This window comes from Lacrimispora amygdalina (genome assembly GCF_900205965.1).
Taxonomy (GTDB): Bacteria; Bacillota; Clostridia; order Lachnospirales; family Lachnospiraceae; genus Lacrimispora; species Lacrimispora amygdalina_A.
This window is the reverse complement of sequence record NZ_OAOF01000023.1, coordinates 61,898-73,189: the sequence shown is the minus strand read 5'-3', so window position 1 is coordinate 73,189 and position 11,292 is coordinate 61,898. Positions and strand designations below refer to the sequence as shown.

11 protein-coding genes are annotated in these 11,292 nt (G+C 43.4%); 10 read left to right on the top strand and 1 reads right to left on the bottom strand.

The genetic code is table 11. The features are described from left to right. Positions 1-212 precede the first annotated feature (212 nt). The 3 genes from CRO04_RS22145 to CRO04_RS22135 are packed head-to-tail and all read left to right on the top strand — an operon-like array spanning position 213 to position 1,358. Positions 213-620, top strand: a complete 408-nt coding sequence (locus CRO04_RS22145) for a nuclear transport factor 2 family protein (protein ID WP_097006426.1) — start codon at positions 213-215, stop codon at positions 618-620. Then, positions 617-973: a VOC family protein gene (locus CRO04_RS22140; RefSeq protein WP_097006425.1), complete on the top strand. Its 357-nt coding sequence runs from the start codon at positions 617-619 to the stop codon at positions 971-973. Before CRO04_RS22145 ends, CRO04_RS22140 begins: the two co-directional genes overlap by 4 nt. A gap of 49 nt (positions 974-1,022) precedes the next feature. Next, positions 1,023-1,358 (top strand): DUF1801 domain-containing protein, encoded by a 336-nt coding sequence (locus CRO04_RS22135; protein WP_097006424.1) that lies wholly within the window; start codon positions 1,023-1,025, stop codon positions 1,356-1,358. A gap of 15 nt (positions 1,359-1,373) precedes the next feature. Here CRO04_RS22135 and CRO04_RS26405 read toward each other — a convergent pair whose 3' ends face one another. After that, complete coding sequence (locus tag CRO04_RS26405; protein ID WP_166432644.1) at positions 1,374-1,544, bottom strand: hypothetical protein; 171 nt, start codon at positions 1,542-1,544, stop codon at positions 1,374-1,376. Positions 1,545-1,656: 112 nt separating this feature from the next. Here CRO04_RS26405 and CRO04_RS22130 point away from each other — a divergent pair, with 112 nt between their 5' ends. The 7 genes from CRO04_RS22130 to CRO04_RS22100 all read left to right on the top strand — a co-directional run bounded on the left by CRO04_RS22130 (position 1,657) and on the right by CRO04_RS22100 (position 11,291). Beyond that, positions 1,657-2,856, top strand: a complete 1,200-nt coding sequence (locus CRO04_RS22130) for a winged helix-turn-helix domain-containing protein (protein ID WP_207654497.1) — start codon at positions 1,657-1,659, stop codon at positions 2,854-2,856. Beyond that, on the top strand, positions 2,857-3,339 hold the full coding sequence (locus tag CRO04_RS22125; protein ID WP_097006423.1) for a cupin domain-containing protein: 483 nt from the start codon (positions 2,857-2,859) through the stop codon (positions 3,337-3,339). Between the two features lie 104 nt (positions 3,340-3,443). Continuing rightward, on the top strand, positions 3,444-3,674 hold the full coding sequence (locus tag CRO04_RS22120; RefSeq protein WP_097006422.1) for a hypothetical protein: 231 nt from the start codon (positions 3,444-3,446) through the stop codon (positions 3,672-3,674). Positions 3,675-3,828: 154 nt separating this feature from the next. After that, a complete protein-coding gene (locus tag CRO04_RS22115; protein ID WP_097006421.1) occupies positions 3,829-4,539 on the top strand; it encodes a LytR/AlgR family response regulator transcription factor in 711 nt (236 codons plus the stop codon). After that, positions 4,536-5,846 carry a sensor histidine kinase gene (locus CRO04_RS22110; protein ID WP_097006420.1) on the top strand — a complete coding sequence of 437 codons (1,311 nt, stop codon included), beginning with the start codon at positions 4,536-4,538 and terminating at the stop codon, positions 5,844-5,846. The genes CRO04_RS22115 and CRO04_RS22110 overlap by 4 nt, the downstream gene beginning before the upstream one ends. A 157-nt stretch (positions 5,847-6,003) precedes the next feature. Then, on the top strand, positions 6,004-8,868 hold the full coding sequence (locus CRO04_RS22105; protein WP_097006419.1) for a glycoside hydrolase family 3 protein: 2,865 nt from the start codon (positions 6,004-6,006) through the stop codon (positions 8,866-8,868). Then, complete coding sequence (locus tag CRO04_RS22100; RefSeq protein ID WP_097006418.1) at positions 8,868-11,291, top strand: beta-glucosidase; 2,424 nt, start codon at positions 8,868-8,870, stop codon at positions 11,289-11,291. The genes CRO04_RS22105 and CRO04_RS22100 overlap by 1 nt, the downstream gene beginning before the upstream one ends. The last annotated feature ends 1 nt before the right edge of the window (position 11,292 follow it).

Genomic DNA, 11,292 nt, shown 5'->3' with positions numbered 1-11,292 from the left:
TTTTTTTTTAAATGATCCGGCGCCCACCGAGATCTACACACTGCATATCGTCGGCAGCGTCAGATGTGTATAAGAGACAGATATGATGTTTGGCTTAATTATTTTGATACCTTTTCCTTTTTAAAACATGACACACAGATGTCTCTCTTTATATGGTAATATCAATCTGTACCTGGTAATAGGGCAGAGATTTATTTTGGAGGAAAAGAAGTATGGTTGAAAAAAAACAGATGCAGCTTTATTGGAGGTATATTGCGGAACAAAATGCGGATGAGCTTCTTCCCTTTTTTCATGAAGATGGTCTTATCCGCTGGCATTGTTCCAACGAACAGTTTTCGGTCCCTGAATTTATAAAAGCCAATTGTGAGTATCCGGGAAAATGGAACGGAGAGTTGGAACGAATGGAGCAGAATGGTGATCAGATTATTACGGCAGCACATATCTGGTCGGACGAGGTCTCCTGTCATGTAGTTTCATTTTTTCAAATGGAACAGGGGAAGATCAGACAACTGGATGAGTATTGGGGAGATGATGGCGAAATTCCTGACTGGCGTATTCAGATGAAGATTGGACGACCGATTGTTACCAGTTTACCTAAGAGAGCAGAAAAACGTATATGAATTGCAAATTAAACGCTCTATATTTATGCGTGAAGGATATGAAACGTGCCATTAATTTTTATGAAGCATTTTTAGAGCAGCCAGTTACTGAAAAAGATGAGATATACAGTGTGTTTGAGATAAATGGTTTTCGGATGGGTTTGTTTGCTTATGAAAAGATGGAAGAGAATCATACATTCGGCAGCAATTGTATTCCAAGTCTTGAAGTTGCAGACAAAACGATCCTGGAACGGAAATTGAAAGGGTTACCGGTTGTTTTTCCAGTTCATAAAATCGGAACAAACTGGGTCTGCGAATTTATGGACAGTGAAGGGAATCACATTGAGATGACAGCTCCTGTCCGGCCTTCTTGACGGCTGAGTGTGTTTGAGGTAATATGAGTGAAAAAGGGGGAGGTATCCTATGAGTGAAGACATACAAAATTATATAAATCAATACAGTGATGAAATACAGCAGTTATTTATAAAATTAAGAGATGAGATAATTAATAGCGTGTCCTGTGAGATAGAGGAACGGTTATGGGCAAAATTGCCAAGCTTTTATGCAGGAAATAAGTTTGTTCGTCTTATTCCGTTTAAGGATCATATCAACATAGAAGCTTCCGCATTATTACTCCATAAGGCCGAATTGGATCAATATAAGATGACCTCCAAAGGGATGATTCAAATCTATATTAATCAGGAGATTCCTATATCATTATTTCAAATAGTTTTTCAGGAAACATTGATGAAAAATTAATGCTGCTTTTATGTATTACAGTTTATTTCTGAAGAACCCCTTTTGAAACAGCAGACCAAAGACGATTCCCATTGCTAATCCGATTCCAAGATTATTAATTATTGAAGCGCATATCAAACCAAGGCTGATGCCCAGTGCTAAGCCATTCTGGTCAGAGTCATTTTTGTTAAAGTATGAATTTGGCATTATGTATTACCCCTTACGTTTTTTTATATATTACATCAGTAATCCGGTTAAGTACACTGGTATTTTCTGAGAGTATTACATATTCAGGCGACATATGCAAAGAGAGGAAAATATGGAAATTATAAATTTTACAAGGAAGCAGGCATGCCGTTTCCTGTTTCGGAAGCAGGGGTTTTCAGGAGCGTATCGATTTGAAGGAAAACAGGGGATTATGGAATATATCCGTCAGGCAGGATGTATCCAGTTTGATCCGGTTGATGTATGCGGGAAGAATGCAGAACTGGTTTTGCAGTCACGGATAAAAGGGTTTACCAAAGAGATGCTGACTGATCTTTTGTATCAGGACCGGGTGCTTGTAGATTATTTTGATAAAAACCTTTCTATTATTCCTGTCAGTGACTGGCCGTATTTTGAACGCTTTCGAAAACAGCACCGTCAATGGGAGCGCAGCCATGAGGTGATTTGCGGGGCACAGGAACAGGTGAAAAGCTATATTGCCAGTCATGGTCCGGTGTGTTCTGCAGACCTTGATATGCCGGATAAGGTGGACTGGTACTGGAGCCATACCAGGTTATCCAGGGCAGTTCTTGAGCATATGTATTTTACCGGAGATCTGGCTGTTCATCATAAATCGGGATCGATCAAGTACTATGATCTTATTGAAACCTGCATTCCTGAGACGATATTATCAGAGCCCGATCCGTATCCGGATGAACATGATCATCAGACATGGCGTGTTTTACGAAGAATCGGCGCTGTGGGGCTTATGTGGAACAGGGCTTCTGATGCATGGCTCAATATTGACGGTCTGAAATCAGCAGAGAGAAACGCAGCTTTTACCCGGCTTATAGAAGAAGAGATGATAAGAAAAGTCCAGGTAGAGGGGATCAAAGAAGAACTTTATATTCTGACAGAAGATGTTTCGTTAGCCAGGCAATGCAAAGAAAATACAAGTTTAAAAAAAAGGTGTGAATTCATTGCCCCACTGGACAATCTATTGTGGGACCGAAAATTAATACAGGCTCTTTTTGGATTTGATTACAAATGGGAGATTTACACTCCGGCAGAAAAACGTAAGTACGGACACTATGTGCTGCCGGTTATTTACGGTGATCATTTTATCGGCAGAATTGAGGCTTCTGCTGACAGAAAAGACCAGAAACTGCTGGTGAAAAATTTCTGGTTTGAGTCAGGCGTTAAGAGGACAAAGACAATGGATGCGGCCATTGATGCTGCAATCAGCCGATTTTCGGTTTTCAATCAATGCAGGGAAATCGTAATGGAAAAATCGTATCAGAATGGAGAAATATAGATGAATATAAAAAATTTAGAAAAGCTTTCAGATCAGTTTATCTGGAGTGATAAAGCGGGGCTGGTTACTAAATCGCTGGGGGATTCAGCTGGGAGTCAAAAGCTTTATATAAATATTGATTATGTGCCTCCTTTCGCATACAGCACGAAATATCACAGTCATTCACAACAGGAGGAATTTTTTCTGATTTTATCAGGAAAAGGAATTTTGCGTCTGAACGGGCAGGAGCAGGAAGTGGGAAAAGATGATTTTATAGCAAAGCCGGCAGGGAAAAATATTGCTCATACATTTTATAATTCCGGTAATGAAGTTCTGGTGATTCTTGATGTGGGAACAAGGGAGATTGAGGATACCTGCTATTATCCTGACGAGGATGTTTATATGCACAAATCAAATGGGGTAAGACGTATATTTTCAGGAAAACAGACAGATGAATCCTGGTCATCTGATCCTAATTCCGGAAAAGATAATTCTGTTGAATAAATGGAAAAAATTACCACTTCCATTATTAGGCCATACCGTTGATTTTTAATTCCATAATTGCTAATATATGGTCAGAAGACTATAACTCAGTAAGGAGACATAATATGGCAAGAGGAGTAAGAAAATCGTCACTGGAAAAGCTTCAGAAGGAACTGGCAGAAGTACAGGAGTCCATATTGCAGCACAAGAATTCCATGGCAGTATTAATTCAAAAAGAAAAGGAAATTAAAGAGAAGATCAGCCTGGAACAGTTTAAGGAAGTATCTTCCATTCTGGATCAGCAGAATATGTCGATTGCAGATTTAAAAGAATTCCTGATCTCAAGGACAAAATAAGCAAAACAACGCAGCTTTTTATGGGGTGCCTCATGGGGTGCCTCTTTTTTTTTATACCGCAGTGGATTTACGGTTCTATCATATTGCAAGGTGGAAAAATTTGTTGTATCCTTAAAAAGATGTACCGATTAATTGAACCGGAGGAGAGAGAATTATGATTCGAATTGCAGTAGTGGATGATGATGCAGGGAGTGTTTCACAGATAAAGGAATATTTACTCCGGTATCAAAGCGAACGAAATGAGCAGTTTCACATTCTTACTTTTTCTGACGGAGATGAAATCGTTGAGAACTATAAAGCGGAGTACGATATTATACTGCTTGATATAGAGATGAGATTTATGGATGGGATGACGGCGGCACAGCTGATCAGGGAAAAGGATCCGGAGGTAATTCTTATTTTTATTACCAATATGGCTCAGTATGCCATTAAAGGCTATACTGTCGGGGCAACGGACTATGTGTTAAAGCCGGTTTCTTATTTTTCTTTTTCCCAGAGACTTGATAAGGTGATCGGGCGGATCAACCGGAATGTCAAAAAATTTATGGCAGTTAATATAAAGGGAGGTACGGTGAAGCTGTATCTGCCGGACATTTATTATATCGAAAGTCTTGGACACCGGCTTATTTTTCATACTCTGACCGGAGAATATGTCACCTTTGGTGCTATAAAAGATGTGGAAGAAAAGCTGAAGAAATTAAATTTCTTCCGATGCAGTAAGGGTTATTTATTAAACCTGGAGCATGTAGAAAGCGTGCAGGATGGGTGCGCTCTTATGAATGGGGCCCGGCTCCCAATCAGCAGGACAAGAAAAAAGGAGTTTATGGAAGAACTGACCAGTTATCTGGGAGGTGCTTTATCATGAATCATATTACACTGACGGAGATTCCCAGACTTTATACAGGGATTGCAGAATGGGCTGCATGCAGCATCTATGTTTTGAATCTGAAGAGAAAGTTTAAAGGGCCGGCCCTGGCCGTGGTCATGCTCCTTGCATTTCTTCTGCAATGTAGCCTGCAGCTGGCTGCAGGAACCTTTCCCAAGTCGCTGTGGATTCCTGGAATGCTTCTGGCAATCGGTCTGATGTTTGCATATTTAAAGTTTACCTGCGAGGTGACGGCCAGCAGTGCAGGATACTATTGTGTACGGTCATTTATTCTTGCGGAATTCATGGCATCGCTGGAGTGGCAGCTTTATTATAATGCGGTACTGAATACCCAGATAACTGGGCTGTGGCTGAATATTCTTGTTTTTTTCATCGTCTTTGGAACTGTGTTCGGAGGATCTTATTTTTTAGAGAAAAAACATATCCGTAAAGAAAATATTACGTTTAAAGAGCTGCTTTTTGTGGCAGCAACCGGACTGACTGTATTTTTTGCCAGTAATTTAAGCTATGTATATGCCAATTCTCCCTTTAGCAGCCAGATTACCAAAGAGATCTTTAACATCAGGACGCTGGTGGATTTAAGCGGTCTTGTTATCCTTTTTGCATATCACATATTAAGACAGGAGATGCAGGTGAAATACGATTTAGAGGCCATGCGCAACATCCTCCAGAGCCAGTATTCCCAGTACCGCAAATCCGGGGAAAGCATAGAGATGGTCAACCGGAAATACCATGATTTAAAACATCAGATCGCCGTACTGAGAGCAGAACAGGACTCTGAGAAGCGGCTGGCCTTTTTGGATGAAATGGAAAGCGAGATACGGACCTATGAAGCCCAGAATAAAACAGGTAATACTGTGGTGGATACCATACTGACCGGAAAAAGCATGACCTGCCAGAGACATGACATCGAGCTGACCTCTGTTGTTGACGGAAAGCTCTTAAATTTCATGCATGTTATGGATATCTGTACGATTCTCGGAAATGCTCTGGATAACGCGATTGAATGTGCGATCCAGATCGAGGAAAAGGAGAAACGGCTGATCCATGCAGAGGTTCTTTCTAAAAAAGAGTTTGTTGTTCTGCGTTTTGAAAATTATTATGAGGGCAGCATCCAATATGAAAACAATCAGCCTGCAACCACCAAGGCGGATAAAGAGTATCATGGGTATGGGATCAAAAGTATAAAATATACAGCTAAAAAATACAATGGCTGGGTGACCATTGATACGAAGGATAACTGGTTTAAGCTGAATGTGGTCATCCCCCTTCCAAGAGAGAATTGATTTCATTAAGCAGCGCTGCCCCCTAGCCGGACAGGCAGCGCTGCTTTTTATGCAGAAAAACCAACCGCTTGTGCAATCAACAGTCCGGAGTCCGACAACTGTGCTAAAATATAAGGGTGCCAGTAACTGGTAATATGCATGGAGGAGGATGAAAGAAATGTTACAGATTAATATTGATGATGTGTTAAATATCGTCAGGTTGTGCGTACCGTATCTCATCGGTTTTGCAGTAATTGTGGCAATTGCTGCAGTCGCTATGGTGGTATGCCAAAAAAGAAAGGGTTCCACAAAGTATCTGATCCGGAGAAACAGCCTTATGGCTATACTTCTGGCTTTTGTTGTGGTCGTTAACTTAATTTGCTGGGGACCTATGTCTAATTTAATTTCACTGGCAACCGGCAGCGGAACCATTTCACAGGAGACATCTGACGAGGCAACGGATCTTTGTACTGAGATCGCAGAGGAAGGAATTGTTCTTTTGAAAAATGATGCAGACCTTCTTCCGCTTAAGAATGACTCCAATTTAAACGTATTTGGCTGGGCGTCTACAAACCCATGCTACGGAGGAACCGGATCCGGTTCGCTCTCTGACGCTTATGAGACCGTATCCCTGCTTCAGGGACTTACAGATGCCGGTTTTAAACTGAATACCAGTCTGACTGATTTTTATACGGAATACCGTACCGACCGTCCCAGTGTTGGAATGTGGGAACAGGACTGGACACTGCCGGAGCCGACAGCGGATACCTACAGCAGCAAGATGATAGAAGATGCCAAAGCTTTTTCTGATACGGCAATGGTTGTCATCAGCCGTGTGGGCGGAGAGGGAGCTGATCTTCCCACCGATGTCAGTAAGGTTACCTATACCGATAATTCCAAGGATTATAAGGATTTTGAGCCGGGAGAGCATTACCTGCAGCTAAGCCGGACAGAAAAAAATCTGATGGATCTGGTATGTTCCAATTTTGACAACGTGATTGTGGTATACAATGGTGCCAATGCCATGGAGCTTGGCTTTGTCAATGATTACAGCCAGATTAAAAGTACTCTCTGGTGCCCTGGTACCGGTCAGTCCGGTTTTGAAGGCCTGGGTGAAATTATAAGCGGTGCTGTGAATCCATCCGGAAAAACCAGTGACACATTTGCTGCTGATTTAACCAAAGCACCTAATTTTAAGAACTTTGGCAGCTTTACCTATGACAATATGGATGAATTCAAAAGCAAAGCATTTAAAGGAGGAGACAGCTTTCCAAGCTTTGTGAACTATACAGAAGGAATTTATACAGGCTATCGTTTCTATGAGACGGCATCTGCAGAGGGACTGATTGATTATGATAAAGAGGTGATCTATCCGTTTGGCTATGGATTATCCTATACGTCTTTCCAGCAGGAGATGGGACCGCTGACGGAAAAAGACGGAACAATCTCGTTTGATGTAACTGTAACCAATAAAGGAAACAAACCAGGTAAGGACGTAGTGGAAGTCTATTATAATCCTCCCTATACCAACAAGGGGATTGAGAAAGCTTCCGCGAATCTCATTGCCTTTGATAAGACCGGTGTTTTAAAGCCCGGAGAATCCCAGACCATACCCATGTCCGTACAGACAGAAGATATGGCTTCCTTTGACAGCGGCGACAATGGCTGCTATGTACTGGAATCCGGCGACTACAAAATATCCATTCGCTCTGATTCACACAATATCATTACAGAACAAATTTATCAAGTTCCGGAAACTCTGGTATACAATGAATCTCAGCCGCGTACTTCAGATAAGGCGGCGGCAGTAAACCGGTTTGAGGATGCAAGCGGAGATCTGACATATCTCTCACGTGCAGACGGATTTGCTAATTATGAAAAAGCCGTGGCAGCTCCGAAAAATATGAGCTTGCCGGATAAATATAAGAAAACCTTTATTAATAACAGCAATTATGATCCTGCAGCGCACAACAATGACAGCGATCAGATGCCGGTAACAGGTGCGAAGAACGGTCTGGAACTCGCAGATATGCGGGGACTTTCCTATGATGATCCCCAGTGGGAGAAGCTCCTTGACCAGCTGACAGTAAGTGATATGGACACGATGACTGCAATCGGGGGATATCAGACTTCGGAAGCAAAAAGTGTTAATAAAGTTGGAACAGTAGACTGTGACGGTCCGGCTTCCATTAATAACAACTTTACCGGGACTGGTTCCATTGGATTCCCATCTGCTGTAATGATTGCCAGTACCTGGAATCACGATATCGCAGAGGCATTTGGTGAGAAAATCGGTAAGATGGCAGATGAGATGAATGTATCCGGCTGGTATGCACCGGCTATGAATATTCACCGCTGCGCATTTGCAGGCCGTAACTTTGAATATTATTCCGAGGATGGCGTTCTTTCCGGACAGATGGCTGCCAGAGCAGTTGCAGGTGCCGAAAAACATGGAGTTTATGCCTATATCAAGCATTTTGCATTAAATGACCAGGAAACCAACCGTCTGAGCATGCTTTGCACATGGTCCAATGAACAGGCAATCCGCGAGATTTATTTGAAACCGTTTGAGATTGCAGTAAAAGAGGGGCACGCGAAGGCAGTAATGTCTTCCTTTAACTATATCGGAACCGTATATTCCGGTGCCAATGATACGCTGCTTAACAAGGTACTTCGTGACGAATGGGGATTTGAGGGCTTTGTTCTTACCGATTATTTCGGCGGCTATGGATTCCAGAATGCAGATCAGGAGATCCGAAATGGAAACGACGCCATGCTGGTTGCCTATGATACAGAAACCAACCATGTAAAAGATAAAACCAGCGCTACCAGCTTAAATGCCATGCGCAGGTCCTGTAAAAATATCATGTACACGGTGGTAAACAGCCGTGCCTATGAAGGAAACAATGCAAATGTAAGTCTTCTGATGTGGCAGATTGCTGCGATTATAATTGATGTGATTCTGGCAGCAGGATTCCTGCTTTTGGAAGTAAGAATCATAAAGCGCTACAGAAAACGACTGAAAGAGGAAGGAATGGCATAATGAAGCATGAGGATATCATTCGAAAAATGACTATGGAGGAAAAGGCTGCTTTCCTAAGCGGAAAGAACGTCTGGCAGTCCAGGAATATTGACCGGCTTGGAATTGACTCCATATTTTGTGCGGATGGTCCCCATGGTGTCCGTAAACAGGCCGGAGCAGGAGATCATCTGGGTCTGAATGCATCCCTGCCGGCCACCTGCTTTCCCACGGCTGCGGCTGTGGGAAACAGCTGGGATGAGGATCTGGCAGAGGAGATCGGAAGGGCGCTGGGAGAAGAAGCTTCCAGCCAGGAAGTGAATGTCCTTTTGGGACCGGGACTTAACATCAAACGGAGTCCTCTTTGCGGAAGAAATTTTGAATATTTTTCAGAAGATCCGCTTCTGTCAGGAAAAATGGCAGCTGCTTATATCAGGGGGATTCAAAGTCAGGGAGTCTACGCCTGCCCCAAGCATTTTGCAGTCAACAGCCAGGAACGGCTCCGTATGTCAGTGGATTCCGTCCTGGATGAACGGACCCTTCGGGAAATCTATCTGGAAGCCTTTGAGATTGCAGTAAAAGAGGGCGGTGCAAAAGCCATCATGACCAGCTATAATGCTGTAAATGGGGTTTATGCCAATGAAAACAAACATCTCCTTCAGGAGATTCTGCGCAGTGACTGGAAATTTGACGGAATTGTCATTACGGACTGGGGCGGCTCCAACAGCCATGTGAAAGGCGTTGCAGCAGGCTCAAATCTGGAGATGCCGGCACCGGGGCTTGGTTCTGCAAGGGAATTACTGGCTGCAGTGGAAAATGGCACACTTACCATGGAGGAGCTGGATTCCTGTGTGGATGATTTACTGGATGCCGTACTGGATCTTACGGCCAGTCAAAAAAATGGAAAGAAATCCTTCGACGAAAAACTGCATCATGAACTGGCCAGGAAGGCGTCCCAGGAAAGTATTGTTCTTCTTAAAAATGATGATGACCTGCTTCCGCTGGATTCTGGCTGCAACGTTGCGGTGATTGGAGATTTTGCATTGAAACCACGTTATCAGGGGGCTGGATCTTCCATAGTAAATCCCTTATCCCTGGAGACGATGGAAACGGTAATAAAGGATGCCCCAGTCAACCTGGTGGGGTGCTGCAAAGGATATAAACGGAATGGGAAAGAGGATGAAGAGTTAAAAAAAGAGGCGCTTGCACTGGCAGCAAAAGCCGATGCAGTCATATACTGCTTCGGGCTTGATGAGCTGAGTGAATCAGAAGGGCAGGACCGGACCCATCTGGAAATTCCAGGCAGCCAGATCAGTCTTCTGAAAGCGCTGGCTGAGGTAAATCCCAATATTATCGGGGTGCTGAGTGCTGGCTCTGTCATTGAAATGCCGTGGCAGTCCTGCTGCAAATCCATCCTGCACGGTTACTTAGGCGGTCAGGCGGGAGCCAGTGCCATGGTGCGTGTCATAACCGGTGAGGTTAATCCTTCCGGCCGTCTGGCCGAGAGTTATCCCATGAAGCTTTCCGATACTCCGTCATATCAGTACTTTCCCGGGAAAGAACGCTGTGCCGAATACAGGGAAGGGCTTTTCGTAGGATACCGGTATTACGGCACAGCAGGAATTGCCGTCCGTTATCCCTTCGGTTTTGGATTGTCTTATACGACTTTCTCGTATTCTGGTCTGCAGGTGTCCGAAAATGGTGTGCGTTTTACCATTACCAATCAGGGCAGCCGTGACGGCAGGGAAGTAGCACAGCTCTATGTGAGCGGACCAAAAGGAAGGATTTTCCGGCCGGAGAAAGAACTGAAAGGATTTATAAAGGTTCCTTTAAAAGCAGGTGAGAGCAGGACGGTTGAGATTTCCTTTGACGACAAGACCTTTCGGTACTGGAACACAGGGACAGACCGCTTTGAAATAGAAAGCGGGGATTACACCATATCCATTGGAGCCAGTGCAGAAGATATCAGACTGAGTGAAACCCTTACCCTTGTGGGCACCACGGATGTGCAGCCTTATAAACCGGAAAAAATGAAATCCTATTATTCAGGAAAGGTTACCGATGTGTCTTCAGAAGAGTTTGAATCACTGCTGGGCCACCCCATTCCCAATGGAAAATGGAGCGGAGAGCTGGGAATCAATGATGCCTTCTGTCAGATGTATTATGCAAAAAGCCGGCTGGCAAGGCTGGTATACCGAATCCTGAATGCGTTAAAAAACAGGAGTGAAGCAAAAGGAAAACCGGATTTGAACCTTCTTTTTATTTTCAGTATGCCGTTTCGGGGAATTGCCAAGATGACAAATGGAGTTGTGAGCATGGAAATGGCACAGGGAATGGTCCTTATTGTTAACGGACATTTCTTAAAAGGAATAAAACAGGTGATTGGAGGCTTCTTTTCCAATGCAAAAGCGAATAAAGCTTATGAAAAAAAACTGTCCGGGAAATAGA

What these genes read in the sequence shown, in the direction of transcription:
- CRO04_RS22145 (WP_097006426.1), top strand. Translation starts at nt 213, where the DNA reads ATGGTTGAAAAAAAACAGATGCAGCTTTATTGGAGGTATATTGCGGAA.
- CRO04_RS22140 (WP_097006425.1), top strand. Translation starts at nt 617, where the DNA reads ATGAATTGCAAATTAAACGCTCTATATTTATGCGTGAAGGATATGAAA.
- CRO04_RS22135 (WP_097006424.1), top strand. Translation starts at nt 1,023, where the DNA reads ATGAGTGAAGACATACAAAATTATATAAATCAATACAGTGATGAAATA.
- CRO04_RS26405 (WP_166432644.1), bottom strand. Translation starts at nt 1,544, where the DNA reads ATGCCAAATTCATACTTTAACAAAAATGACTCTGACCAGAATGGCTTA.
- CRO04_RS22130 (WP_207654497.1), top strand. Translation starts at nt 1,657, where the DNA reads ATGGAAATTATAAATTTTACAAGGAAGCAGGCATGCCGTTTCCTGTTT.
- CRO04_RS22125 (WP_097006423.1), top strand. Translation starts at nt 2,857, where the DNA reads ATGAATATAAAAAATTTAGAAAAGCTTTCAGATCAGTTTATCTGGAGT.
- CRO04_RS22120 (WP_097006422.1), top strand. Translation starts at nt 3,444, where the DNA reads ATGGCAAGAGGAGTAAGAAAATCGTCACTGGAAAAGCTTCAGAAGGAA.
- CRO04_RS22115 (WP_097006421.1), top strand. Translation starts at nt 3,829, where the DNA reads ATGATTCGAATTGCAGTAGTGGATGATGATGCAGGGAGTGTTTCACAG.
- CRO04_RS22110 (WP_097006420.1), top strand. Translation starts at nt 4,536, where the DNA reads ATGAATCATATTACACTGACGGAGATTCCCAGACTTTATACAGGGATT.
- CRO04_RS22105 (WP_097006419.1), top strand. Translation starts at nt 6,004, where the DNA reads ATGTTACAGATTAATATTGATGATGTGTTAAATATCGTCAGGTTGTGC.
- CRO04_RS22100 (WP_097006418.1), top strand. Translation starts at nt 8,868, where the DNA reads ATGAAGCATGAGGATATCATTCGAAAAATGACTATGGAGGAAAAGGCT.